This window comes from Clostridium sp. 1001283B150225_161107_B6, assembly GCF_015556325.1.
Classification (GTDB): Bacteria; Bacillota; Clostridia; order Lachnospirales; family Lachnospiraceae; genus Enterocloster.
This window is the reverse complement of the sequence record NZ_JADNMD010000006.1, coordinates 197,341-221,847: the sequence shown is the minus strand read 5'-3', so window position 1 is coordinate 221,847 and position 24,507 is coordinate 197,341. Positions and strand designations below refer to the sequence as shown.

General features: G+C 52.1%; 23 protein-coding genes and 1 riboswitch. Of the genes, 18 read left to right on the top strand and 5 right to left on the bottom strand.

Features of this window, described 5'->3' with window-relative positions; all coding sequences use genetic code 11:
* Window positions 1-20 precede the first annotated feature (20 nt).
* The 8 genes from I2H39_RS16010 (at window position 21) to I2H39_RS15970 (ending at window position 8,302) form a co-directional block, all read left to right on the top strand.
* Entirely contained in the window at window positions 21-1,223 is a 1,203-nt protein-coding gene (locus I2H39_RS16010; protein ID WP_195626978.1) for a nucleoside transporter C-terminal domain-containing protein, read from the top strand.
* Window positions 1,224-1,235: 12 nt separating this feature from the next.
* Complete coding sequence (locus I2H39_RS16005; RefSeq protein ID WP_138309400.1) at window positions 1,236-2,423, top strand: phosphopentomutase; 1,188 nt, start codon at window positions 1,236-1,238, stop codon at window positions 2,421-2,423.
* 15 nt (window positions 2,424-2,438) lie between these two features.
* The gene (gene deoC, locus I2H39_RS16000; RefSeq protein WP_195626977.1) at window positions 2,439-3,074 is read left to right on the top strand and encodes a deoxyribose-phosphate aldolase; all 636 of its coding nucleotides are present in this window, start codon (window positions 2,439-2,441) and stop codon (window positions 3,072-3,074) included.
* Between the two features lie 39 nt (window positions 3,075-3,113).
* Entirely contained in the window at window positions 3,114-4,016 is a 903-nt protein-coding gene (locus I2H39_RS15995; protein ID WP_195626976.1) for a DMT family transporter, read from the top strand.
* 122 nt (window positions 4,017-4,138) lie between these two features.
* Entirely contained in the window at window positions 4,139-4,891 is a 753-nt protein-coding gene (locus tag I2H39_RS15990; RefSeq protein WP_195626975.1) for a Sir2 family NAD-dependent protein deacetylase, read from the top strand.
* A gap of 448 nt (window positions 4,892-5,339) precedes the next feature.
* Complete coding sequence (locus I2H39_RS15980; protein WP_195626974.1) at window positions 5,340-5,918, top strand: L,D-transpeptidase; 579 nt, start codon at window positions 5,340-5,342, stop codon at window positions 5,916-5,918.
* A gap of 625 nt (window positions 5,919-6,543) precedes the next feature.
* Entirely contained in the window at window positions 6,544-6,807 is a 264-nt protein-coding gene (locus tag I2H39_RS15975; RefSeq protein ID WP_138309387.1) for a CD3324 family protein, read from the top strand.
* Between the two features lie 172 nt (window positions 6,808-6,979).
* Window positions 6,980-8,302, top strand: coding sequence for a hypothetical protein (locus I2H39_RS15970; protein ID WP_195626973.1), 1,323 nt, complete (start codon window positions 6,980-6,982; stop codon window positions 8,300-8,302).
* A gap of 120 nt (window positions 8,303-8,422) precedes the next feature.
* On the opposite strand, the gene I2H39_RS15965 is transcribed toward I2H39_RS15970, so the two are convergent.
* Complete coding sequence (locus tag I2H39_RS15965) at window positions 8,423-9,880, bottom strand: sodium:solute symporter family protein (protein WP_138309385.1); 1,458 nt, start codon at window positions 9,878-9,880, stop codon at window positions 8,423-8,425.
* 120 nt (window positions 9,881-10,000) lie between these two features.
* Here I2H39_RS15965 and I2H39_RS15960 point away from each other — a divergent pair, with 120 nt between their 5' ends.
* Window positions 10,001-10,789: a LytTR family DNA-binding domain-containing protein gene (locus I2H39_RS15960; protein ID WP_330640771.1), complete on the top strand. Its 789-nt coding sequence runs from the start codon at window positions 10,001-10,003 to the stop codon at window positions 10,787-10,789.
* A 7-nt stretch (window positions 10,790-10,796) separates the two neighbouring features.
* Window positions 10,797-12,101 (top strand): GHKL domain-containing protein, encoded by a 1,305-nt coding sequence (locus I2H39_RS15955; RefSeq protein WP_138309384.1) that lies wholly within the window; start codon window positions 10,797-10,799, stop codon window positions 12,099-12,101.
* 14 nt (window positions 12,102-12,115) lie between these two features.
* On the opposite strand, the gene I2H39_RS15950 is transcribed toward I2H39_RS15955, so the two are convergent.
* Window positions 12,116-12,478, bottom strand: coding sequence for a helix-turn-helix transcriptional regulator (locus I2H39_RS15950; protein ID WP_195626972.1), 363 nt, complete (start codon window positions 12,476-12,478; stop codon window positions 12,116-12,118).
* Between the two features lie 114 nt (window positions 12,479-12,592).
* On the opposite strand from I2H39_RS15950, the gene I2H39_RS29230 reads away from it, so the two are divergent.
* The 5 genes from I2H39_RS29230 to I2H39_RS15920 all read left to right on the top strand — a co-directional run bounded on the left by I2H39_RS29230 (window position 12,593) and on the right by I2H39_RS15920 (window position 17,916).
* Window positions 12,593-12,985 (top strand): hypothetical protein, encoded by a 393-nt coding sequence (locus I2H39_RS29230; protein WP_227146657.1) that lies wholly within the window; start codon window positions 12,593-12,595, stop codon window positions 12,983-12,985.
* Window positions 12,986-13,004: 19 nt separating this feature from the next.
* Window positions 13,005-13,114: riboswitch (TPP riboswitch) on the top strand.
* A gap of 148 nt (window positions 13,115-13,262) precedes the next feature.
* Entirely contained in the window at window positions 13,263-14,054 is a 792-nt protein-coding gene (gene thiD, locus I2H39_RS15935) for a bifunctional hydroxymethylpyrimidine kinase/phosphomethylpyrimidine kinase (protein WP_138309382.1), read from the top strand.
* A 12-nt stretch (window positions 14,055-14,066) separates the two neighbouring features.
* Complete coding sequence (gene cytX / locus I2H39_RS15930) at window positions 14,067-15,257, top strand: putative hydroxymethylpyrimidine transporter CytX (RefSeq protein ID WP_195626971.1); 1,191 nt, start codon at window positions 14,067-14,069, stop codon at window positions 15,255-15,257.
* A gap of 303 nt (window positions 15,258-15,560) precedes the next feature.
* On the top strand, window positions 15,561-16,274 hold the full coding sequence (locus tag I2H39_RS15925; RefSeq protein ID WP_138309380.1) for a peptidylprolyl isomerase: 714 nt from the start codon (window positions 15,561-15,563) through the stop codon (window positions 16,272-16,274).
* Window positions 16,275-16,479: 205 nt separating this feature from the next.
* Window positions 16,480-17,916, top strand: a complete 1,437-nt coding sequence (locus I2H39_RS15920; RefSeq protein ID WP_195626970.1) for a L,D-transpeptidase family protein — start codon at window positions 16,480-16,482, stop codon at window positions 17,914-17,916.
* A gap of 174 nt (window positions 17,917-18,090) precedes the next feature.
* On the opposite strand, the gene I2H39_RS15915 is transcribed toward I2H39_RS15920, so the two are convergent.
* The gene (locus I2H39_RS15915) at window positions 18,091-18,858 is read right to left on the bottom strand and encodes a hypothetical protein (RefSeq protein WP_138309378.1); all 768 of its coding nucleotides are present in this window, start codon (window positions 18,856-18,858) and stop codon (window positions 18,091-18,093) included.
* Window positions 18,855-19,412, bottom strand: a complete 558-nt coding sequence (locus I2H39_RS15910) for a sigma-70 family RNA polymerase sigma factor (RefSeq protein WP_138309377.1) — start codon at window positions 19,410-19,412, stop codon at window positions 18,855-18,857. The genes I2H39_RS15915 and I2H39_RS15910 overlap by 4 nt, the downstream gene beginning before the upstream one ends.
* A 317-nt stretch (window positions 19,413-19,729) precedes the next feature.
* Between I2H39_RS15910 and I2H39_RS15905 the strand changes: the two genes are divergently transcribed.
* Window positions 19,730-21,109: an MATE family efflux transporter gene (locus I2H39_RS15905; protein WP_195627031.1), complete on the top strand. Its 1,380-nt coding sequence runs from the start codon at window positions 19,730-19,732 to the stop codon at window positions 21,107-21,109.
* 127 nt (window positions 21,110-21,236) lie between these two features.
* On the opposite strand, the gene I2H39_RS15900 is transcribed toward I2H39_RS15905, so the two are convergent.
* Window positions 21,237-22,472 carry a BTAD domain-containing putative transcriptional regulator gene (locus I2H39_RS15900; protein ID WP_138309376.1) on the bottom strand — a complete coding sequence of 412 codons (1,236 nt, stop codon included), beginning with the start codon at window positions 22,470-22,472 and terminating at the stop codon, window positions 21,237-21,239.
* 195 nt (window positions 22,473-22,667) lie between these two features.
* On the opposite strand from I2H39_RS15900, the gene I2H39_RS15895 reads away from it, so the two are divergent.
* Window positions 22,668-23,528: a hypothetical protein gene (locus tag I2H39_RS15895; protein WP_138309375.1), complete on the top strand. Its 861-nt coding sequence runs from the start codon at window positions 22,668-22,670 to the stop codon at window positions 23,526-23,528.
* A 26-nt stretch (window positions 23,529-23,554) separates the two neighbouring features.
* Window positions 23,555-24,463 carry a class B sortase gene (gene srtB / locus I2H39_RS15890; protein WP_195626969.1) on the top strand — a complete coding sequence of 303 codons (909 nt, stop codon included), beginning with the start codon at window positions 23,555-23,557 and terminating at the stop codon, window positions 24,461-24,463.
* The last annotated feature ends 44 nt before the right edge of the window (window positions 24,464-24,507 follow it).

Sequence of the window (24,507 nt, the reverse complement as noted above, 5' to 3'; positions counted from 1 at the left end):
AAGGTAAGGGGTGGGAACAAATGAAGATAGTATTAAACCTTACAGGTATCCTTCTGGTGCTGCTTATCATGTATCTGATTTCCTGGAAGAAGAAAAACATATCCGTCAGGATGCTGGTCAAGGCAGTCATTGCCCAGTTCCTGATTGCAGTCATACTGGTAAAGATTCCGGCTGGACGGTACGTGGTGTCCAGGGTGTCGGACGCAGTGACCAGTGTCATTAACTGCGGGCAGGACGGTTTAAGCTTTGTGTTCGGCTCGCTGGCGGACAGCACGGCTGTTACGGGGTCTGTATTTGCCATACAGGTCCTGGGCAATATTGTATTCCTGTCCGCCCTGGTAAGTCTTCTTTACTATATCGGAATTCTGGGATTTGTGGTAAAATGGATTGGTAAAGCAGTGGGTAAGCTTATGGGCACCTCCGAGGTGGAAAGCTTTGTGGCGGTTGCCAATATGTTCCTGGGGCAGACAGACAGCCCGATTCTGGTGAGCAAGTACCTGGGCCAGATGACGGACAGCGAGGTCATGGTGGTCCTGGTTTCCGGCATGGGCAGCATGTCCGTGTCCATATTGGGCGGATACACGGCCCTGGGCATTCCCATGGAGTACCTTTTGATTGCCAGCACCCTGGTGCCGGTGGGCAGTATTATGGTGGCAAAGATGCTTCTGCCCCAGACTGAGAAAGTCAGGGAAGTGGGAAGCGTTAAGATGGATAATAAGGGGAATAATACCAACGTTATAGAGGCGGTTGCAGAGGGAGCTGTCACCGGTATGCAGATGGCTCTGTCCATCGGTGCGTCGTTGGTGGCCATGGTGGCTCTGGTGGCGGCAGTGAATAAGCTGTTGGGCGTCTGCGGCATCAGTCTGCAGCAGGTATTTTCCTATGTATTTGCTCCCTTTGGCTTTTTCATGGGCCTGGACCCGTCGGAAATCCTGATGGAAGGAAATCTCCTGGGAAGCAAGCTGGTTCTCAATGAATTCGTTGCGTTCCAGCAGCTGGGCAGCATGATATCTTCCATGGATTACAGGACAGGGATGATATGCGCCATTTCCCTGTGCGGGTTTGCCAATTTCTCCAGTCTGGGAATCTGCGTGTCGGGAATTGCGGTCCTGTGCCCTGAAAAGAAAAGCACCCTTGCCCGCCTTGTGTTTAAGGCAATGTTAGGCGGTGTGGCAGTCAGCCTGATCAGCGCCATGGTAGTGGGCCTGGTCACATTATTTTAAGGAGGTCGTAAGATGGGAAAATATAAACGTATTTTTGTAGTGGTCCTGGATTCCCTGGGAATCGGGGCAGTGGAGGACTCGCCGGAATATGGCGATGTGGGCGTGGACACCCTGGGGCATATTGTCCGGGAGGTTCCTGGGCTTAAGATTCCCAACCTGAGAAAGCTGGGCATGGCCAATCTGCATCCGCTGGAAGGAATGGAGCCCGAGGAACATCCTCTGGGGCGTTACATGCGCCTGAAAGAGAGAAGCCGGGGCAAGGACACCATGACAGGACATTGGGAGATGATGGGGCTTCTGGTCACCACGCCTTTCCAGACATTTACCAGCAACGGCTTTCCGAAGGAGCTGATTGACGAGCTGGAGAAGCGGACCGGACGGAAAATCATCGGCAACAAGAGTGCCAGCGGAACGGAAATCCTGGATGAACTGGCAGAGGAGGAGATTCGGGAAGGCCATCTGATAGTGTATACTTCCGCTGACTCCGTGCTTCAGATATGCGGCAACGAGGAAACCATGGGACTTGACAACCTGTACCGCTACTGCGAGATTGCCAGGGAACTGACCCTGCGGGATGAGTGGAAGGTGGGGCGTGTCATTGCCAGACCCTATACCGGCATGAAGAAGGGGGAATTCAGACGTACCTCCAACCGTCATGATTATGCCCTTAAGCCATATGGAAGGACTGCCTTAAATGCCCTTAAGGATGCTGGCTATGATGTGGTGTCCATTGGCAAGATATATGATATTTTTGACGGGGAGGGACTGACGCAGTCCAACCATTCCAATTCATCTGTCCACGGCATGGAGCAGACCATCCAGTATGCGCAAAGGGATTTTAAGGGGCTTTGTTTTGTGAATCTGGTGGATTTTGACGCCCTGTGGGGGCACCGCCGCAATCCGGAAGGATACGGCAGGGAGCTGGAGCGCTTTGATGAGAAGCTGGGCTGTCTGCTTCCGCTTCTGCGCCAGGACGACCTTTTGATTCTCACCGCGGACCACGGCAATGACCCCACCTATTCAGGCACGGACCACACCAGGGAGCAGGTGCCCTTCATCGCCTATTCCCCGTCCATGGAGGGCGGAAAGGACCTGGGCGAGGCGGATACATTTGCAGTCATCGGGGCAACGGTTGCTGATAACTTCGGAGTGAAGATGCCGGAAGGCACCATAGGGACATCGGTTCTGGAGGAACTATAGAAAGGATTAAAAATCATGGATAAGAAGGATATTTTACGCAAGGTGGACCACACGCTGTTAAAGCAGACAGCTACCTGGGAACAGATAGAGAAGCTGTGCAGGGAGGGCATGGAATACGGAACTGCCTCTGTGTGCATTCCGCCCTGTTATGTGAAGCAGGCAAAGGAATTTGTGGGGGATAATCTGGCTGTCTGTACGGTTATCGGATTCCCCAACGGCAACATGACCACCGCTGTGAAGGTGTTTGAGACAGAGGATGCTGTGAAAAACGGTGCGGATGAAATTGATATGGTTATCAATATCGGGCTGGTAAAGGCGGGACATTACGGCCAGGTCCTGGATGAAATCAGACAGATTAAGGCTGCCTGCAGCGGCAGATGCCTGAAGGTCATTATTGAAACCTGCCTTCTGACGGAGGAAGAGAAGAAGGAAATGTGCCGGGTGGTAACAGAGTCGGGCGCTGACTTCATAAAGACCTCCACCGGATTCTCAACAGCCGGCGCAACGCCGGAGGACGTGGCTCTTATGAGGAAATATTCAGGCCCTCAGGTAAAGGTAAAAGCAGCGGGCGGAATTGCCTCCATCGAAGATGCAGAGCGTTTCATAGAGCTGGGCGCAGACCGCCTGGGAACCAGCAGGCTGATTCCATAGGCCGGGAGACGGCCAATCACATAAGCGAGGATACTTAAGATGAAGTTGATGGAAAAACATCCATTGGTCATGATAATCATAGGAATAGCCGGTATTTCATTATCGGCTATTTTTGTTAAATATTCCCAGGCCCCTGCTGTGGTCACGGCCCTTTACCGCCTGCTTTGGACCGTGGCTCTGATGACGCCGGTGGTTCTGGGTCGGAAGGACTGCAGGCGGGAGCTGATGGACACGGACAGGAGGACGGTTTTTCTGTGCGGGGCCAGCGGAGTGTTCCTGGCGCTGCATTTTACTGCATGGTTTGAATCGCTGAACCAGACCTCGGTGGCCAGTTCCACTGCCATTGTCTGTACGGAGGTCATATGGGTGGCGCTGGGGTACTGCCTGTTTATGAAGGGAAAGATAACCGGGGCTGCTGTCCTGAGCATTCTTGTAACCGTGGGAGGAAGCCTGCTGATTGCATTTTCCGACTACTCAGCCGGCGGAAACCATCTGTACGGGGACGTGCTGGCCCTTGCTGCCGCCGTATTCTGTGCTGTATACACATTGATTGGGCGGCAGGCCAGGGGATATATGTCCACGACGATTTACACTTACATAGTCTATGTGTTCTGCGCCCTGGCCCTGGGGCTTGCAACGGCTTTAAGCGGGCTTGCCTTTACCGGCTACGGGATGCGTTCCGTGGTGGTGGGACTGCTCCTCAGTGTGTGTTCCACTCTTTTAGGGCACAGTATCTTCAGCTGGTGCCTGAAATTCTTTTCCCCCTCCTTTGTATCTGCCTCCAAGCTGTGCGAGCCTGTGGCTGCAGCCGTGTTTGCCCTGTTCCTGTTCGGGGAGGTGCCCGCCCCTCTCCAGATAGCAGGGGGTGTGGTGATAATCGGGGGCGTTCTCCTTTATTCTAAGGTGGAAAAGAAAGAAAATGACGTTTTAAAAGGAAAATAGTAAGATAAAACTGACAAAAATGGTGGAAATTATCTGGAAAAAATTATATAATAGTGATAATAAGATACAGTTGTAACCTCCCAGGGGGGATTTTCTGGGTTGGACTGGAAGGAGGTATCACTATGAATGAAAAAATAGCTCAGTTGAGAAAGATTCTGGATGAAAGTACCTATACTGTGGCTCTCTGCGGTTCCGGTATGATGGAAGAGGGCGGTTTTATCGGTATCAAGAAACAGGATAAGGCTTATGACATCGAGAACCGGTATGGCTACGGCGTTGAGGAGATGTACACCAGTGCATTTTACAATACCCGCCCGGAGCAGTTTTTTGAGTTCTACAAAAAAGAGATGCTTCACAATGCGCCAAGGGACACTGCTTCCGGCCCGGCCCTGGCTGCCATGGAACGGGCCGGAAAGCTTCAGTGCATCATTGACAGCAACATCTACGACAAGGCCCGCAGGGGCGGCTGCCGTCATGTTATAAACCTTCACGGAAGCATTTACCAGAACCAGTGTCCCAGATGCAAGAAAAAATATCCCATTGAATACATGGCAGGCGCAAAGCGGGTTCCAATCTGCAGGGACTGTAATGTTCCCATACGGCCCATGATATCCCTGATTGGCGAGATGGTGGACAGCCAGAACATGACCAGGACCACGGAGGAGATAACAAAGGCAGATACCCTGCTGCTGTTGGGCACGACCCTGGCTTCCGAGGTGTTCTGCCAGTACATACAATATTTTGCCGGGCGGAACATGGTAATCATCCATAGGCAGGAGCACTATCTGGATAAGGATGCAGACCTGGTGATACTGGACCATCCCATGAATGTACTGCCCCGGCTGGGGTATGGGGAAGAGAAAACAGAAGAATAAACAGGGATAATGACAGGCCGGAAAGCATGCAGCTTTCCGGCCTGTTTTATGCCCTGATTTGTGCATATAGCATAAGAATTATGACAGGACCAAAAATCAATGCCCGCACACTTCACACGGAGAGCTGCGGGCATTTTTATGGCCGGAACAGGATTCTTAATGATTTTTAAGATAAAGCCTTTCTGTATTTAAGATTCCCCGGCTACTGCCAGGTCACCGTGGAGCCGGGAGAGAGCATTGACGTGGTTATTACGGATTACGGCATTGCCATCAATCCCCTCAGACAGGAAACAGGCTCCGGAATGTATATCCGACAGGGATATGCATGTCCGGGGCCTGAATTATTTTCTTTATATTTTCCTTTCGATTTTATTACATCGGTTTAGAATTTGGGATTATATGGTATACTAAACCAAATATGTAAATAAGAGTAAGGAGATGGAACAGGATGAGATTCAGAAAATGTGCTGCTGCCGGAGTCCTGGCACTGTCCCTGGCGGCAATCAGTCCCCTGGGCGCCATGGCCGGGCAGACAGCGGGACCGGGGGCAGCGTATCAGTCCTCTGTCAACGGGGTGAACATTTATGTGAGCAAAATGGGAAACACACTGACTTTGAAACAGTATTCCCAGACCATAGGGACCTGGCCCGTTAAGCTGGGACGGCGGTCTGAGACAGGGGACAAGGTGCAGGAGGGGGATGAAATTACGCCCTCCGGCTCATTCTATGTGTGTACGAGAAATGACCAGAGTATATGCTATCTGGCACTGGGGCTTTCCTATCCCAATGCCGAGGACGCAGAGCGGGGCCTCAGGGACGGCCTGATTAATGAGGAGCAGTATAATGCCATTGTGGAGGCGAATAAGGCGGGCAGGCAGCCGCCCTGGAACACCCCTTTAGGCGGGGCCATCGAGATACACGGGGACCAGGGAGGCGGAACCTCCGGCTGCATTGCGGTTACAAATGACGTGATGGATATCCTGTGGGAATACTGCCCTCTGGGTGTTCCGGTGACAGTGGGACCATAGAGCCGGTATCTCCTTCAGCCCTCCTGTGTGCACATCCATGACAAAGCCCCGTATCTCCACGTCCGCCGGCATGAGAGGATGATTCCTTAGAATATCCAGGGAGCGTACCACGGAGTCCTCCGGAGACAGGAAACCATCAAACCAGTTTTCCAGGGAACCGACTGCTGCCCCAAATGCTTCCATGGACTCCCGGCTGATACCTCTCTGTATCAGGTGTTCACGGATGGTACTGGTTTCCATTCCCCTGACGCCGCAGTCCGTATGGGCGATTACCATGATTTCGTCTATCATGGCTGTATGCCTCCGTGGATGTTTTTTCTCTATTATAGGGTTGGTTCCTTACAGCAGGTACAGGAAAATCCTTAATGATTGTTTAGAAATAGAAAATGAGAAAATGGAAAACAGAGGGCTGGTTCTGGCCAATGCGCCTGCTTTCTGGTATAATACAGGAAAAAGAATGGTTTGGAGGGAGAGGAACATGTGCAGGAATAAGAAGAAAAACAACAATGTCTGGCTCCATGCAAGGCCGGTAAGCTCAGCGGCGCCTGCATGGAGTAATAGCGGCCGCTGAGATGAGTGCTGGCTTTGCTTCCTTGGGATTGATGAGTATAAGGAGTGAGCCAACATGAAATATGTTAATGCGAAAGCAGTCCTGCCCCGTCATCTGGTGGAGGAACTGCAGGAATACATACAGGCCGGATATATTTACATTCCGGCCAGGGAAGACCAGCGCAAGGCGTGGGGAGAGCAAAGCGGCTGCCGCAGGGAACTGGCAGAGCGCAACGCCGGAATCGTGGATGCTTACCGGCGCGGGGCATCCCTGGAGGAACTGGGTGATGCGTATTGTCTTTCCGTCCATGCCATTCGCAAGATTGTATACCAAAAGTAAAGGTCAGGGGACTGCGGCTGCGCGGTCCCCTGTTTTTGCGCAGTTCAGGGGAGGATACGGAATAGCTGCGGAAACCATTGTACCAAACCATGCAGAAGAGAACAGTAGATTGCATATCTGCGTCCGCTGAGATAGGATGGAATTATCAGAAGCAGAAAAGAGGTGTCTTAAGATGCAGACTTATGACAGGATACGGGCCGGTTATGGAGAGGCGGATATAACGCCGGTCAGTCCGGTTGAAATGGTGGGATTTTACCGTCCGGACAACCGGTCTCAGGGTGTGAGGGATGCGCTGAGGCTTCAGGCCCTGGTATGGGAGAACGCCGGCGTGAGGGGAGGCCTTATTACCATTGACAGCCTGGGCTTTACAGTGGAGCTGTCCAATGTTCTAAGAGACAGGGCTGCGGAGGCGCTTCGCACGGAACGGGAGCAAATCATGGTGTGTTTTTCCCATACCCACAGCGCGCCTAACGGGGCGGCGGAGCCGGATTATTTTAAAATGGTATGCAAGAAAGCGGCGGAGGCTGTCCGGGAGGCAGAAGGAAATATGAGGCCCATGGAGGCGGCCTGGGGAATCGGGGAGAACACTGTTGGGGTGAACCGGAGGAACGAGCCGGACCAGACGGACGGACGGCTGGGAATCCTGAGGCTGGCAGCAGGGGAAGGGCCGGGCCGGGAGGTCCTTCTTGTCCGCGTGACAGCCCATGCAAATGTGCTGACCGGGGATAATTATTTTATTTCCGCAGATTATATTGGGGCTGCAAGGAAACGGCTGGAGGAAACATACGGCTGCCGTGTCATGATGGTGCAAGGGGCCTCCGGGGATATCCGCCCCAGATATCATCAGGATAACCTGGAATACACGGAGATTCACTGTTACGAGATGGCCCGGAACGGATTTTCACAGGAATACAGGAAGAAATATGAATCCCAGAGCCGGCGGGCCCTCAAACAGATGGCAGAGGATATCTGCCGCAGCGTGGCGTCTGTGTATGGTTCACTAGAAATGCAGCCCTTAGAACGGCTGGAACTCCGCTCTTCCTTTTGCCGGTTTGCAGCGGATGTGCCTGATATGGAACGGGCAGCGTATATTGCAGAGGAAGCAAAGCGGGAGGCGGGCATTGACGCAGGGATGTGGCTGGAGGAGGTAAAGAGGCTCAATGAAAAGGGAATCCTGCGCCAGTACGCAGACATTGAGATACAGTACCTTTTTGTCAACCAGGGCTGTCTCTGCGGCGTTCCCAATGAGGTCATGTGCCGGATTGCCATTGATATCCGGAAGGGGGCAGAGGAGCAGCTTCTGTTTTTTAACGGCTATACAAACGGATGCAGCAGCTATCTGCCCACAGAGGAAGAGTATGATAAAGGGGGATATGAGGTGCTCTGGTCCAACCTGATATATTTCCCCTACCACGGCCGGGTTATGCCTCTGAACCGTGATACAGCCGGGAAAATGGCGGACAGGGTAGTGCGGGATTGGAAAAAACGGAAGTAATATAATATGGGAATCAATCATAAAACACAGGGACTGCTGCATCCGTCCATACGCCGGAAGCAGCAGTCCCTGTCATGGGTTTATATGCCCTTTGGTTTGTATTACATCGTGAATCTGTTTCTAGTCGTCTTCCTCAGGTACCAGCTCCGTGGTTTCTTCCTTAGGCGGCATGGCCAGCGAGAAAATGATGAAGCAGACAAAGGCAGCCACCAGACCCGGAATAATGGGCTGGCTGAACTTTATGCCGAACAGCATCCCCTTGGAAATATGCTCCAGGTATACCACCACGATGGTACCGGAAATCAGGGATGCAATGGTGCCTGCTGTGGACGCCTTTTTCCAGTAATGGCCCATGACATACGGGAAGAAGGACCCGGCTGCCCTTAAGGTGAAGCAGAACATCAGGATGGATACAATGCTCTGGGTGTTGAAGAGGGCGATAAACATGGAGGCCACGCCAACCAGGCACATAACGATTTTGGTCACCTTCATAACGGACTGGCTGGATGCATCCGGCTTCAGAACTGCCTTGTAAATGTCATTGGCAAAGATAGAGCCTGCGCCAAGGAGGTCGGAGTCAGAGCTGGACATGGTGGCTGAGATGATGCCTGCAAACAGAAGTCCGCATATAAGGGCCGGCATGGTGTTGATGGCCAGAACCGGCAGGGCGTAACGGGCGCCCACGGACTCAAACTGTGCGGAGCTGAACTTGCCCATATTGATTAAGGCCAGCGTGATGATGCCCAGGATGGTAGGAATGAAGGCATAGATGAAATTGACCAGGGCTGCCAGCCATGCGCCGCCCTTGGCTGCCTTTTCATCCCTGGCAGCGTAGAAACGCGACACTGCCTCCTGTCCCACGGAGAAGGTGGCTGTGTACATGATTACAAGGGAGATGATTCCAAACAGGTCATAGCCCTGGAACAGGCTCAAGGTGCCCTCCGGTATATTGGACGCCACATTTCCCCAGCCCCCGGCGTAATTCATGGCAAAGGGAACTGCGATAATCATGCCGATTACAATCAGGAATACCTGGACAAAGTCTGTCAGCGTAACACTCCAGAGGCCGCCCATGATGGAGTAAACCGTAACCACCACGGCAACGATGATGACAGCCACCTGGTAGTCAATGTTCAGCATGGTGGACAGGATGACCGCAGATGCAATAAACTGTCCGGCAGTAAGGCCCACCAGGGGAAGGAGCATGATGACGGCTGTTATGATGCCGCAGGATTTGCCGTAGCGCCTGCGGAAGTATTCAGGAACTGTCTTGACCGTGGCTGCCCTGAATTTGGGTGCAATAAAGCTGAGGATGATGAATGCGATGCCCATGGTGGTTATGTACCAGGACGCACTGAGTCCAAAGCCTGACATACCGTTCTGGACCACGCCCAGGGAACTGCCGCCGCCGATTTCCGTGGCTGCCAGGGTGCCGGCCATGAGAAGCGGTCCCAGGCGGCGTCCGGCCACCATGAAGTCGGTGTTGGTGGAAATTTTAGTGGATGAGTACCAGCCAATCCACAGCATCAAAAGCAGGTAGATGATTACAATGATTGTTACAATTACATTTGAACCCATAAAACCCCTCCTGTTGAAATGTTTTTCTTACCATTATTTTACCATAGCAGGAACAGGGGAATAAGGGCCATTTCTGCAGAAATTATACCGAATATGATACTTTGCAGGGGAACTTGACTTATGGCATCAATGCCAATAAAATATAGGATAGGCTGTGGGACGTGCAGCAGTTTTATGGGAGAGGGGGCACTGGGTATGTATGAGGTGGCTATCTGTGACGATACAGAGCAGGAGCGCATTCAGGCAGCGGAATATGCCGGGCGCTTTTTTGACAGGGAAGGCCTGGAGGTTCACATAGATACATATGCTGCCGGAAGGGAGCTTCTGGAGTCAGGAAGGGCGTATGATTTGTATCTTCTGGATGTGCTTATGCCCGGTATGAGCGGTATTGATACGGCGGAAGCACTGGCAGGGGAAGACGGGCAGGGCCATCCTGTGGTGGTGTTTATTACATCCTCCCTGGAATCCGCAGTGGAGGGATACCGGGTGGAGGCGGCAGGATTCATCCTTAAGCCGGTGGAGGAAGAGAATTTCCGGTCCACCATGGAACGGGTGATGAGGCGCAGGCTGGGAGTGAAAAAGGCGGTCCTGTCCGTGGTGCACAACCGGGTGAATGTAGAGCTTCCCCTGGAGCGTCTGGCCTGGTTTGAGAACCGTCTGCACCGAGTCTTTGTGAGACTGACAGATGGGGAAGTACTGGCCATTAACCAAAAGCTGTCCGAGCTGCAGCAGGCTCTTGAATGCCATTCCCAGTTTCTGCGCTGCCACCAAAGCTACCTGGTGAATCTGGATTATGTGGATAAGCTGGAGGATTCCTGCTTTTACATGAGGGATGGGCAGATGATTCCCATATCCAGGAATTTTTATAAACAGAGCAAGAATGCCTATTACCATTACCGGCTGAAGTGAGGTGCCTATGAACGACGCGGCATGTACTGTCTTTATGAACCTGATTAACCTGGCTGTGCGTATGATGCCCATTTTCGTGTGTCTGGAGCCAAAACACAGCTACAGGGAGAACATAGCAGCTATTTCCGCCTACCTGTGGGTTATCATGATATCCATGGAATCTGTATTCCATATCAGCCCCCAGGTCTTTTTTGTGTTCCGGGGCGTATTTTCCTGCCTTTATTTCCTGGTGCTCCTTATCTTTTTTAAGGGCACCCTTCTTAAGAAAGGCTTCCTGTACATATCCGCATGGCTGTTCGCGGTCCTGTCCACATCGCTGAATGAGTTTGCAGCCTGGATGTTAAAGGGGCATGTTTCCCTGACATACGGACAAATCTGTGTGGCGGTATCCCTGCTGTGGGCCTGCGGTTTTTATGTGTTTGTACGGTTCTGGCTGAGGGATAAGGTGGACCGGCTGTTTGACCAGTTATCCAGGCGCTCCTGCTCACTGCTGCTGACGTACCCATCGGTTTCCCTGTTCATTCTTTTTATCGGAAACAACACCATATTTTCATCCCTTTCCCTGGCTGTGCGCGGGCTGGAGGACGTGCTGTTCTACCTGGCACTGTGCATCATGATACTGGTGCTCTATGTGCTGATTTTAAGCAGCACCCTGGAAATCATGTGCAGGCGCAGGACAGAGGAGGAGCTGCAGTTTGCCAGACAGCTTATCAGCCAGCAGAGGGAGCATTACAACCAGACCCTGGATTACATTGAACAGGTGCGCATCATCAAACATGATTTCCGCCATCACATCCATGCCCTTCTGAATATGGACAGGGGAGAACGGACCAATTATCTGATGAACCTGAAACGGGAACTGGACATGACGGCGGAGATGGTGTTCTGCCAGAACCAGGCCGTGAACGGACTTCTCCAGGAGTATGCTGCCAGGGCAAGGCAGGATGGGGTGGAGTTCACTGCCAGGGTGGATTTGTCCGCCCATGTGCCGGTGGATGATTTGACCCTGTGCATTGTCATCGGCAATCTGCTGGAAAATGCCCTGGAAGCATGCCGCCGCCTGTCAGGGCAGCGCTTCATCCTGGTCCAGGCCAGATGGCTGGATGACCACCTGATGATGCTGGTGGAAAACTCCTACAACGGACAGATTAAGAAGAACGGCAGCAGGATTCTGTCCAGCAAAAGGGACGGAGGGCTGGGCATACTGAGCATAAAGCGAATCCTGAACCAGCCGGGGGACGAGTTCGACGTGGATTACAACGACACCACCTTTACGGCCATGGTGAAAATTGTGGACCGGGCTCTGGGATAGAATGGGCAGATATGCTATTGCTTGCTGTCTTTATGAGACTGTAATTTGGACTGGGCATCCATCTTGGACTGGGTATCCAGCAGGTCCCTGGCCGCCTTAATCAGATAATCCTGCAAAGCCGGAGAGAGTTCATCGAAAATATCCAGGAACTCTTTCCACTTTTTTTTATTTTCAAGGAACATGGGTCCGGAACCCGTGCGGAGCCAGGTTTCATTGACACTGAATTGGGAGCAGATGGTCTTAATATTCTGCTCCGTAACAGTGGAACCGCTTTTTTCCATATAGCTTATGGCATTTTGTTTCAACCCGATTTTTTCTGCAAATTCTTTCTGGCTCAGGCCAAGTGTTTTTCTCAATTCCCGTATACGACTATTCATTCAAAATACCTCCAGAATCATGATATCAATTATTGATAATAAAGTCAAGAAGGCTAGGAAATCATTGCCCGTGAGATTCCGGCGGTAAAGCCCTCGGTACTGACCATCGGCCATGTGGAGGCGGGCTTTGCCTACAATGTAATCCCCTCCGAGGTGCTGATTGAGGGCACCATCCGTGCTCTGGAGGAGGATGTGCGCCAGGAACTGGACAGGAGAATCGGTGAGATTGCCAGGGCGACCGCTGAAACATTCCGTGGTGAGGCAGAGTACGAGATGATATGGGGCGCTCCTCCTGTTATCAATGATGCGGACATGGCTGCCCTGGCAGCGGAATGCGCCAGGGATGTGGAGGGGGACAGGGGCATCACCATAGGAGGTGTGGCAGGACGGGTGGTCAGGAAGGAAGAAGGCTACCTTACGCTGGTCATTGATGAGGAAAAGAACGTGACCATGAAAATCGTGCTGTATGCAGTCAATCAGAAGATAAAAGGATTGCAATCTCCTTAAAACCATGTATAATGGTAGATGTAAATAAACGGGGAGCTCACTTAAGTGGGCTGAGAGTAAGCTGTTCATGCTTAGACCCATTACCTGATTTGGATAATGCCAACGTAGGGACCATAACGGACGATTGCCGGCGGAGCACCTGTTTTGGTGTTCCGCCTTTTTTATGCGCGGGGCGGTTTTGTATGGCATCAGGCATGGGCGCCGGAGCTTCCCGGCGGCGGATTGGGGGCACCACCTTCTGCCGCTTTATAAAATTAATGCGAAAAGGAGAAAGATTATGAAAACAGCATTAACAATCGCTGGAAGCGATTCCAGCGGAGGCGCCGGCATCCAGGCAGATATCAAGACCATGACCGCTCACGGGGTTTACGCCATGAGCGCCATAACGGCATTGACTGCCCAGAATACAACCGGCGTGACAGGAATTATGGAGGTGACTCCATCTTTTTTAAGGGAACAGTTGGACGATATATTTACGGATATTGTTCCGGATGCAGTTAAAATCGGTATGGTTTCCTCCGGGGGCCTGATAGAGGCCATCGGGGACAGGCTGGCATTTTACAGGGCTGCCAATGTGGTGGTGGACCCGGTCATGGTATCCACCAGCGGTTCCAGGCTGATTAGCGGGGAGGCCATCGGGGCGTTAAAGGAAATCCTGCTGCCCATGGCCAGCCTGCTGACTCCCAATATACCGGAGGCAGAGGTGCTGTCAGGAATGACGATACATAATCCCGGCGACATGGAGCTGGCGGCAAGGAATATCGGGGAAGGCTATGGCTGCGCCGTGCTTCTTAAGGGAGGCCACCAGCTGAATGACGCCAACGACCTGCTGTACCGCGGCGGAAACCTTAAGTGGTTCAAGGGCAGGCGGATTGACAACCCCAATACCCACGGGACAGGCTGTACCCTGTCCAGCGCCATTGCCTCCAACCTGGCCAAGGGCATGGATATGGACCTGGCGGTGGAGCGCGCCAAAGCATACCTCTCAGGTGCGCTGGAAGCCCGGCTGGACTTGGGAAAGGGAAGCGGACCAATGAACCATGCATTTGCCATCCGGGGCGAATATTAAGGAGGAATGGGTATGAAGGAAAAGGGAACTTCCGTATTTGCCAACAGCCTCATATGGTTTGGGGCAGGTGTATCCATTGCTGAGATACTGACAGGCACCTATCTGGCGCCTTTGGGATTTGGAAAGGGCCTGGCAGCCATTTTGCTGGGCCATGTGATTGGCTGCGCCCTGCTGTTCATGGCAGGACTAATTGGCGGGTACACCAGGCGCAGTTCCATGGAAACAGTGAAGATGAGCTTTGGACAGAAGGGAAGCCTGCTGTTTTGCGGGCTCAACGTCCTGCAGCTGGTGGGCTGGACCTCCATCATGATTTATGACGGCGGACTGGCTGCCAACGGTATTTTTAACGCGGGCCTGTGGGTCTGGTGCCTTGTAATTGGAGGTCTGATTCTGGTATGGCTTTTGATTGGAATCAGGAATCTGGGAAAAATCAATACAGCGGCAATGGCAGCCCTGTTCGTACTGACACTTCTTCTGTGTCGGGTCATATTTACAGGCAGCGGAGCGCCGGTCCCGGAGACAGACGGTTCCCTGAGCTTCGGGGCGGCTGTGGAGCTGTCCGTGGCCATGCCGCTGTCCTGGCTGCCGCTAATCAGCGATTATACAAGAGAGGCCGAAAAGCCCTTTGGGGCAACGGCAGCCAGCGCCCTTGTATACGGCCTGGTAAGCTGCTTCATGTACGTCATTGGAATGGGCGCAGCCATCTATACGGGTGAATATGATATTTCAGTCATCATGGTCAAGGCAGGACTGGGAATAGCCGGACTTCTTATCATCGTGCTGTCCACCGTGACCACCACATTCCTGGACGCATACTCCGCCGGTGTGTCCAGTGTGTCCATTACAGGCAGGATAAAGGAAAAATGGGCGGCAGTTGCAGTAACCATTGTGGGTACTGCGGCAGCCATGGTATACCCCATGGACAATATTACGGATTTCCTTTATCTCATCGGCTCCGTGTTCGCACCCATGATTGCCATCCAGATTGCGGATTATTTCATTATCAGGCAGGACCATGAGGCGGAGACAGCCAATATAGTGAACCTGGTTATTTGGCTTGCTGGTTTTGTGATGTACCGCATACTGATGCATGTGGATACCCCTGTGGGAAGCACCCTTCCTGACATGGCTGCCACTGTGGCGCTGTGCGTGGTCTGCCGCCGTGTGGCGGCTGCCGGCCGTGCAGCGGCCAGCCGGGTCTGAGAGGCAGCGGACTGGTATGAGAAACAGCGGCCAGCCGGGTCTGAGAGGCAGCGGACTGGTATGAGAAACAGCGGCCGGACAGGTCTGAGAGGCAGCGGCCGGCCGGCAGATTTCCCGGTTCACGCTGGCGGAAATTGTGACAAAAGTATGATATTTCTATAAAGTCCTTTACGGGAAGGCATTGCAGGTGTTACAATATGCTCTGGCAGTCCGGGTGACATAACGCCCAGGCGCCTATTACGGGAAAATGGCCGGACATAGGGACGGCGGACTGGTTTTTCCATAAGAAGAGGAGCATAATTTATGAAAAAATGGATGAGTATATGTGCAGCGGCGGTACTGGCAGTTTCAGCCCTGGCCGGATGTAGCACCAGCGCAGGGACCGCAACCACGGCAGCGCAGACCGAGGCAGCCAAGGAAGATGCAGCCAAGGCAGAGACTGCTGAGAAAGAGACAATTAAGACAGCAGAGGCTTCAGAGGGAGCCCGGGATACAGCTTCTGAGGAAATTAAGACAGCAGCAGGAAAACACCATGTAAAGATTAATGTAAAGGATTACGGCACCATTTCCGTGGAGCTATACGGGGATGAGGCCCCCATTACGGTGGCTAATTTCCTGGAGCTGGCAAAGGACGGCTTCTATGACGGGCTTACCTTTCACCGCATCATAAGCGGTTTCATGATTCAGGGCGGCGACCCGCTGGGAACAGGCATGGGCGGTTCCGACCAGGAAATCAAGGGCGAGTTTTCCAGCAACGGAGTGGAAAATCCATTGTCCCACACCAGGGGCGCCATTTCCATGGCACGTTCCCAGATAAAGGACAGCGCCAGCTCGCAGTTTTTCATTGTACATGAGGACAGTACGTTCCTGGACGGGGATTATGCTTGCTTCGGGTATGTGACAGAGGGCATGGAGGTAGTGGATGCCATCTGTGAGGATACAAAGGTGGAGGACAACAATGGTTCCGTGGCAAAGGCCAACCAGCCTGTTATTGAGAGCATTGAGGTAGTGGACTGATAATGGTCCTGACATACGAAAGAATCCGGGATTCCCTGTTTTTGGGACCCCGGATTTTATATTTTTATGAAGAATTCTTACATTTTTGGTTTTTATATTGAAAATATGCAAAAGGGCTGTTATGTTAAGAAGGCGTCCTGCCATATTCAGGCAGGGGCAGAAAATAATGCAGTTAATATCAATAAAAGGCAGGGCAGGATTATTTATGCAGAAATTAAGGAAGAGGACATGGATGGGAAGGCTGGCAGCAGCGCTGGCGGCAGCGGCTGTGCTTGTGCTGGCAGGGGCTTTTGTGTCCCTGGCAGATGAAGGCGGAGACACAGCCCGCTTTGTATCCGGTACAAAAGTCAACGGCGTGGGCGTGGGCGGACTGACCGTGGATGAGGCCAAGGACAGAATCGAAGGCTTTTATGCCGGTGAATACAATCTCACCATCAAGGAGAGAGGCGGACGCCAGGAAACCATAACAGGCACGGATATCGGTTACAAGGTAGCGGTTCCGGAGGGACTTAAGGCCATACTGGATGCACAGGACGCGTCCGGGCGTGTCTCAGGACCGGATGCGGATAACTCCCATACCATGACCATGACGGTGACCTACAGCCAGGAGGCCCTGGGGGCAAAGATTAAGGCTCTGAACCTCATAAGCGGCTCCGGCATCACGGTCACTTCCGATGCCCATATATCCTCCTATGAGGAGGGACAGCCTTTTTCCATTATACCGGCTGTCCAGGGGAATAATGTGGACGAGGCCAGGACCACAGAGGTGATTACGGCAGCCGTAAAAGCAGGCCAGAGCTCAGTGGACGTGGACAGCGCGGGCTGTTACTACCAGGTAAATGTATGGGAGACAGATGAGAATCTTATGGCCCTGTGTACACGTATGAACCAGTACCGCGATATGAGTATCAGCTATGTATTCGGCGAGGAGCGGGAGACTCTGGGCGGGGATACCATAGCCACCTGGGTCACAGGAAGCCAGGACGGGGTTGTGACGGTTGACATGGAGAAAATTACGGCCTTTGTGACAGAGATGGCCGCCAGAAGGGATACAGCAGGAACTGCCCGTATATTCCATACAGCCACTGGCAAGGATGTGGAGCTGACAGGCCCCTATGGCTGGAAAATAGATGTGGCAGGCGAGGTGCAGGCCCTGGCTGCCCTGATTCAGGCAGGCCCCGCAGCTGCTCCGGCGGACAGGGAGCCTGTATATGCACTGACGGCAGCCAACCGTACTGCTCCTGACTGGGGCGCCACCTATGCGGAGGTGGACCTGACGGGCCAGCATGTATATATGTTCCAGGAGGGAAACCTGGTGTGGGACGCGCCCTGCGTCACGGGAAATATATCCAAGAATTACGACACGCCCGCAGGCATCTACAGTCTGACCTACAAGGAAAAGGACAGGATACTGAGGGGCGCCAAGAAGGCGGACGGCACCTATGAGTACGAGAGCCATGTGGATTACTGGATGCCTTTTAACGGAGGCATTGGTTTCCATGATGCCACATGGAGAAGCAAATTCGGAGGCACTATTTTCCAGACCAGCGGAAGCCATGGCTGTATAAACCTTCCCCCGGAAAAAGCCAGCATACTCTATGACCTGATTTATAAGGGCATGCCTGTGCTCTGCTACCAATAACAGAGGGCAGCGCAATGGCCAATCCCTGTCCGGCATAAATTCAAACCAGCTATATAATAAAATCAGTGATATGCGGATGGCCCTGCCATCCGCATATTGTTATTTGCCTGACCTTTTTCAATATTTTCTATATAAAGCGCCGCCATTGTATGTTTTGGAGCTTTGCCCGGATTTTTATTGCAGCTGTCCCACAAACTCTTTTACCTGATTCACGTCCCTGCCGCCAATCACTATATAACGTACATTCTCATAGATAAAACAGGCAAATACCCCGCCGCCGGATGATGTGATAAGAGCCACAGGTATGTCCAGCGCCGGGTGGCAGAAGGTTTCCATTTCCATTTCCGTTTCCTTCCCCACAACCCCAAAGGCTCCCAGATACCCATCAGAACCGGTCAGGAAATCCATATCGTAAGACATATAAACCGGCCTGCCACCCGCATCATTATATGCAACAGAAACAGATATGGAGGCAGATTCATTATAATCAAAATACTGCAGGGAGATGGGCCGGGGGCCGCTGCCCAGTGCCAGCCGGTACGGTTCACTATATTCCAGCAAATCCAGCCCTAAGTCATCCTCAAGCGCTTGAAAGGATGTGTAATATTTGCACAGGTTTTCGTCCAGACCCTGGACTCTGCCTGTGTTGAGGGAACGGGCAGCACCCAAATCAACAGAGTCATCGGGGGTCTTTACTATACCGCTAAGATAGCTGTTGATTTTTGACGCCAGGGAGGTTATCTCTCCTGGGAAAGCAAAGGCGGCTATCATGACGGCCAGGGCTGCGGCTGCAATCATCCTTCCTTTTTTACCTGAAAACAGAGGGGAAATCCGTTTACTGTCCAGGAACTGCTGGTTCTCAGAGGCGGAAAATATCATGGCCTCTTCTATGAGTTTTTGGTCTATACTGCCAATTTCCTTAAACAACTCCGTTGATTTCATAGATGTGCTCCTTCCTGTTCAAGATACATTTTCAGCGATTTCCGCATACGAAAAAGCAGGGATTTCACATGGCTTTCACTCATACCGGTCACAGCTGCAATGGAACGAATCGTATCCCCATACCAATAGCGGCGGATAAAGAGAACCCGCTTCTGCTGCTCCTGCTCCCACAGAAATCGGCTGATTAATCTGGCTGTCTCCCCTTTTTCATACTGTACTTCCGCACTGTCCGCCCACACGGCGCACTCATCCAGTTCAGACAGCAGACGGTTCAGATTCTTATTCCTCATTTTCGCATGGTTATAATCATAACGGTCCAGGGCAATGTTGCGTGTGATGCGCCCCAGATAAACCGACAGCCTATCAGGCCTGTCCGGAGGAATGCGGTTCCAGGCGGCAAGCCAGGTATCATTGAGGCATTCCTCCACATCCTCCCTGTTCTTTAGAAGGTTCCAGGCAATCCTCCTGCAATATGAACCGAATTTTTCCGACGCCTCAATGACAGCCCGTTCAGAGCGCTGCCAGAACAAATCTATCATATCCTGCTCGTTCATATCTCACCTCCTGATATATAAGTGCAGGGCTCGCTTTGGATAATCTGCCATGTACACGGCCGGCAGTAAATACAGGAATTCCCCCCTTTACTAATAGAGTAGGAAACAGGCATGGATTGGTTGCACATGAACGGCATTTTATTTTTTTTTGCCTTCCTTCTTTGTAAAATACCGACCGCACAGAATTCTGAAGAAACCCTATTGTATATTATGTATGTACGGTTCACGGATTCCGGTGTTATTTTCTACTTGCAAATTGCAGGTTAAGAGAGTACATTATTGGGATGAAATTCATGGAAACAGAGAGGAATACATACATGGCCGCAAATGTGACAAAGGATATGACTGAAGGCTCCCCGGTAAAACTGATACTGGGATTTTTCATCCCCATGCTGTGCGGGCTGCTGTTCCAGCAGCTGTATAATATGGCGGACACCATCATCGTGGGCAAGTGCCTGGGCGTCAGGGCCCTGGCAGCGGTGGGCTCCACCGGCTCCATCAACTTTATGATAATCGGTTTCTGCCTGGGAGTGTGCAGCGGCTTTGCCATTCCGGTGGCCCAGAAATTCGGTGAAAAAAACGAAAAGGCCCTCAGGCGGTTCGTGGCCAACAGCGCATGGCTGGCAATCCTGTTTTCCGTGGTCATGACCGTGGCCGTATGTCTGTTATGCCGAAACATCCTGGAGCTGATGCAGACGCCGGAGGATATCATCGACGGGGCTTACAGCTATATCTTTGTGATTTTCCTGGGGATTCCGGCCACCTATCTCTATAACCTGCTGTCCTGTACCATACGTTCCCTGGGAGACAGCACCACCCCTCTGATTTTCCTGGTGTTCTCCTCCGTGGTGAATGTGGCCCTGGACTTTTTTACGATTCTGGTCCTTAAGATGGGGGTGTCGGGAGCTGCCTGGGCAACCATTACGGCCCAGGCAGTGTCGGGAATTCTGTGTCTGCTGTATATGAGAAAAAAATTTACCATCCTTAAGATGAATGATGACGAGTGGAGACCGGATGCCCATTACATGAAGATTTTATGCAACATGGGAATTCCCATGGGACTGCAGTATTCCATCACCGCCATAGGAAGCGTAATCCTGCAGACCGCAGTTAATTCCCTTGGCTCCATGGCAGTGGCCGCAGTCACCGCAGGCAGCAAAATCAGCATGTTTTTCTGCTGTCCCTTTGATGCCCTGGGCTCCACCATGGCCACCTACGGTGGACAGAATGTGGGAGCCAGAAAGCTGGACCGTATTGACCGGGGCTTGAAGGCAGGGGCTGTTATGGGCTGTGTCTATGCAGTGATAGCCTTTGCCGTGCTCTGTTTCTTCGGCGAATGGATTGCCCTGATGTTTGTGGACAAGGGAGAAGGGGAAATACTGAGGAACACACGCCTGTTTCTCATGGGCAACAGCCTGTTCTATATCCCTCTGGTGTTTGTCAATGCGGTCCGCTTCATGATTCAGGGACTGGGATATTCCAGGCTGGCCATCATTGCCGGTGTATGCGAGATGGCGGCGCGTTCCTTTGTGGGCTTCTGTCTGGTGCCTGTGTTTGGCTACATAGCTGTGTGCATCGCCAGCCCGGTGGCCTGGATAGCCGCAGACCTGTTTCTCATACCGGCTTACCGCCATGTGATGAAGAGCCTGAACAAGCTGTTTTACGGCAGGAGCCGGGCAGCGGGCTGGACAGAATAATTTGCGGCAGGGCCGCAGGTGGAACCGGAGTAGTCCGGATGTTATCAAAGAAAGCTGCAGGAGAAAATCCCATGGAGGATAATCCTGCAGCTTTTTCATTTATGAATGTGAAATTGTTATACATCCTTTACTCCCGGATACCTGCCGGGGTTCGCTCCCAGGGAAGTACGGGCTGAAGCTTGTAATCCACAACCAGGTCCTTGCGGCTGTAGAGCCTGCGGAAATTGCCCAGTATCCGCTTCATGACCATCTCTCCCTTTTCCATGGTCACAGTAGGAAGGAGGATAATGTACTGGCTGATGCTGTAGCGGGTGTACACGTCGCTGCACCGCAGGGAATCGCGGATGGCACTGTTCAGATGCTCCATGGCCTTGCTGAGGACCGTTGTTTTGGGGACCCGTCCATCCAGGTCGCCGATGGTGAGCAGACACAAATAGATGGAATCACCTGTGCGCTCAATGGCCCTGCGTTCCAGCTGGAACAGGTCATGGAATACGGGATATTCACAGTAAAATGCACCTCCGGAGGCTTCCTCCTTAAGGGTTTCCTGTATGGAATCCAGATTGGTGTTGATGCCCTGTTCTTTGCTGCGGATAGCCTTATACAAATCCTTAAAATGGTCTGACGGCGAGATGGAGAATTCATTATAAAACAGGTCCAGGGTATGGTTGTATTCTTCAATGGCCTGGCTGGTGTGGCCGTCCCTGTAGAGGGAGTAAACCAGGTGATAGTGGAATTCTTCATCAAAGGGTTCAATTCCCACAGCTGTCTGGCAGATGGAGGTTATCCTGGAGAAATCTTCCTTCTTAGTAAGCAGCTCCACTGTCTTATAGACCAGCTTCTGGTACAGGGAATGGTAGTATGTACTGATGGGGATGACCCAGGATTCATATTCGGATTTGGGAAGGAAATCCCCCTTGTACAGTTCCAGCCCTTCAAGGCACAGCTCCAGGGCTTCATCTTCTCCCATATCCTGATTCAGCACCCGGGTGCAGATGGACTCAAACTGGTCAATGTCCAGGACAGATGGATAATCCTGTGTCCAGCAATAGGAGCCCCGCTGCTGGACCAGCAGCTTCTGGGGAGGAATCCCCAGGGGTTCAAGCAGCTTGCGGCTGCGGAACATCAGGGTCTTCAGGGCGCCGCCCGGGTTGACGCCGGGGTCGTCGGCCCACACGATGTTGATAAGTTCGCCGGGACTGATGGATTTCTTCTGGAATACAACCAGATATTCCAGGAGACACCATGGCTTTTTTGACTGGTTGCTGTTGTCGGTTATCTCTTTATCGCCAACCCTGAGGGAAAATCCGCCCAGGGTTTTTATATAAATTGTTGGTCTGTCTTCCATAACGGATGCATTCATGTCTGCTCTCCTTTGCAAAAGCGGGGTCACTCTAAGATAAGTATACTAACCAGAACCATAATTGTCCAGAAAAAAAATACATAAAAAAGTAGTACCCTGTACTTTTGTAACCGGATTGTAACCGGCGGCTGTTATAATGATAACAGGTTTAATGGGATTACTATGTCAATTTATTAGAGAAAAGCAGGTGAATATATGTCGATTGCAAAAACAGGGGCCCTACCGGATTCATACAAATATGTAAATGTAGCCATTGACAGTTTTGATGGCCGCCTGTTACAGGGGAGGCTTTATCATGACAGCCTGGAGGAGGCAATGCCCTTTGGCTGTATCTCAGAGATGGCCATCTGCCTGGAGAACCTGTACGATGAACTCCGCTATCCCATGAAGAGTGTGGACCAGAGGTCCTTTGTGGGGATGAACCACGCCGGGGTATCCTTACGTTGCGGGGATGAGTCCGGAAAAAAACGGATACAGGGAAAACTGGCCGAGTTCAGTCTTCATGTGAAATACAGGTTTCATTCCACATGGCAGGGTGATATAATGGATTTGAGAAACGGCAGCACCTATTCCTTTCAGAGCTTTTTGGAGCTGATGGATTATCTGGACCGTTCTCTCGGATGCGGAAGTGATATCATCCACGGCCTGGGCAAGCGGATGTGTGAGGTGGCTGTGCGGAATTTCAGTCATTTCGTCATGGGCGGGGACGTATCCCATCCGGCGGTGCCGGACCGGCGGGAATTTGCCAGTGAGTTTGAGCTCAGGGATGAAGTGGAACGCCTCCTTCTGCCTCTTCCGGAAGGAGAGGAGAAGGGCAGCATCATCATTCCCAGAAGCGTCATGGTCAATGCAGAAGGCTTTGGTCCCATGACCTTTGTCATAAGGGTCATGTTCAGACGGAACGCCACCTGGCAGGGAACCATCTGCTGGAAGGAGAAGCGCAGGCAGATTAGTTTCCGCAGCTTTTTGGAGATGCTGCTTCTGATACAGGAGGCAGTGGCTGACAGCGAAGGATGGAATGGGGAGCTTAAAGCGGCCTCCGGCCATATGGGATGACAGCAGGAAAGGACATATAATCATCTATGAATCAGAAAAAAGGAAATAGCAGGATACGGGGCGTCATCATCCTTGTATTGCTGGCCATCATGCTGGTAAGCGGCGCCATGAGCGTCCACAGCTGGCTGGAGGACAAGAGGACCAGGGAGGAATATGAACGGCTGGCCGAACTGGCCAGGGAGACAACCCCGCAGCCGTCCACAGAGGCAGTGACAGAGCCCGGCCCTGCGGAGCCGGAGACAGAACCCTATGTATCCCCAATTAACTTTGAGGAACTGATGAAGGAGAATCCGGATACCATTGGGTGGATTCGTGTGCCGGATACCAACATCGATTATCCCATTGTACAGGGAGAGGATAACGATTTCTACCTGAATCATGACTTTTACGGCAAGGAGAATATTGCAGGCGCCATTTACCTGGACTTCGAGAGCCAGGGCGATTTTGTGGGACGCAACAATGTGCTGTACGGCCATAATATGAAGAACGGAAGCATGTTCAAGGATGTAAACCGTTATAAGGACGAGGCGTATTTTAAAGAGCACCAGTTTTTCAGCATCTATACGCCTGACCGGGAAATCAGGTTAAAGGCAGTGGCTGCCTATTACGGGGAGGCCCAGCCCATTGTGCGCAAGACCAGGTTCAAATCCCAGGAATCCTTTGACGCCTTTGTGCATGAGATGGTGAAGCCCTGCGGCTACAGCCAGGAGATTACATATCCGGCCAGGACACTGTATACTCTGGTTACATGCAGCTACGAAATCAACGATGCCAGGACGTTCCTGTTTGCCGTGGAGGTGGATGAGGACGGAAATCAAATCCAGCCCGATGATGCATTCTTACAGCGCATGGATGAACTGATGGGGGACAAGGCCGGGGAAGGGACCCAGGAAACCGGCCAGGAAACAGCAGCCGGAACAAAGGAAAATAAATAGCAGAAAGTGATTATATATGACAGCCATGAATTCCCAGTTAAAGG

Coding starts and splice junctions, on each gene's coding strand:
- I2H39_RS15965 (WP_138309385.1), bottom strand. CDS start 9,880: ATGGGTTCAAATGTAATTGTAACAATCATTGTAATCATCTACCTGCTT.
- I2H39_RS15955 (WP_138309384.1), top strand. CDS start 10,797: ATGAACGACGCGGCATGTACTGTCTTTATGAACCTGATTAACCTGGCT.
- I2H39_RS16010 (WP_195626978.1), top strand. CDS start 21: ATGAAGATAGTATTAAACCTTACAGGTATCCTTCTGGTGCTGCTTATC.
- I2H39_RS16005 (WP_138309400.1), top strand. CDS start 1,236: ATGGGAAAATATAAACGTATTTTTGTAGTGGTCCTGGATTCCCTGGGA.
- I2H39_RS15990 (WP_195626975.1), top strand. CDS start 4,139: ATGAATGAAAAAATAGCTCAGTTGAGAAAGATTCTGGATGAAAGTACC.
- thiD (WP_138309382.1), top strand. CDS start 13,263: ATGAAAACAGCATTAACAATCGCTGGAAGCGATTCCAGCGGAGGCGCC.
- I2H39_RS15910 (WP_138309377.1), bottom strand. CDS start 19,412: ATGAACGAGCAGGATATGATAGATTTGTTCTGGCAGCGCTCTGAACGG.
- I2H39_RS15905 (WP_195627031.1), top strand. CDS start 19,730: ATGGCCGCAAATGTGACAAAGGATATGACTGAAGGCTCCCCGGTAAAA.
- I2H39_RS15920 (WP_195626970.1), top strand. CDS start 16,480: ATGCAGAAATTAAGGAAGAGGACATGGATGGGAAGGCTGGCAGCAGCG.
- I2H39_RS15975 (WP_138309387.1), top strand. CDS start 6,544: ATGAAATATGTTAATGCGAAAGCAGTCCTGCCCCGTCATCTGGTGGAG.
- I2H39_RS15960 (WP_330640771.1), top strand. CDS start 10,001: ATGGCATCAATGCCAATAAAATATAGGATAGGCTGTGGGACGTGCAGC.
- deoC (WP_195626977.1), top strand. CDS start 2,439: ATGGATAAGAAGGATATTTTACGCAAGGTGGACCACACGCTGTTAAAG.
- srtB (WP_195626969.1), top strand. CDS start 23,555: ATGAATCAGAAAAAAGGAAATAGCAGGATACGGGGCGTCATCATCCTT.
- I2H39_RS15925 (WP_138309380.1), top strand. CDS start 15,561: ATGAAAAAATGGATGAGTATATGTGCAGCGGCGGTACTGGCAGTTTCA.
- I2H39_RS15950 (WP_195626972.1), bottom strand. CDS start 12,478: ATGAATAGTCGTATACGGGAATTGAGAAAAACACTTGGCCTGAGCCAG.
- I2H39_RS15895 (WP_138309375.1), top strand. CDS start 22,668: ATGTCGATTGCAAAAACAGGGGCCCTACCGGATTCATACAAATATGTA.
- I2H39_RS15900 (WP_138309376.1), bottom strand. CDS start 22,472: ATGAATGCATCCGTTATGGAAGACAGACCAACAATTTATATAAAAACC.
- cytX (WP_195626971.1), top strand. CDS start 14,067: ATGAAGGAAAAGGGAACTTCCGTATTTGCCAACAGCCTCATATGGTTT.
- I2H39_RS15970 (WP_195626973.1), top strand. CDS start 6,980: ATGCAGACTTATGACAGGATACGGGCCGGTTATGGAGAGGCGGATATA.
- I2H39_RS15995 (WP_195626976.1), top strand. CDS start 3,114: ATGAAGTTGATGGAAAAACATCCATTGGTCATGATAATCATAGGAATA.
- I2H39_RS15980 (WP_195626974.1), top strand. CDS start 5,340: ATGAGATTCAGAAAATGTGCTGCTGCCGGAGTCCTGGCACTGTCCCTG.
- I2H39_RS15915 (WP_138309378.1), bottom strand. CDS start 18,858: ATGAAATCAACGGAGTTGTTTAAGGAAATTGGCAGTATAGACCAAAAA.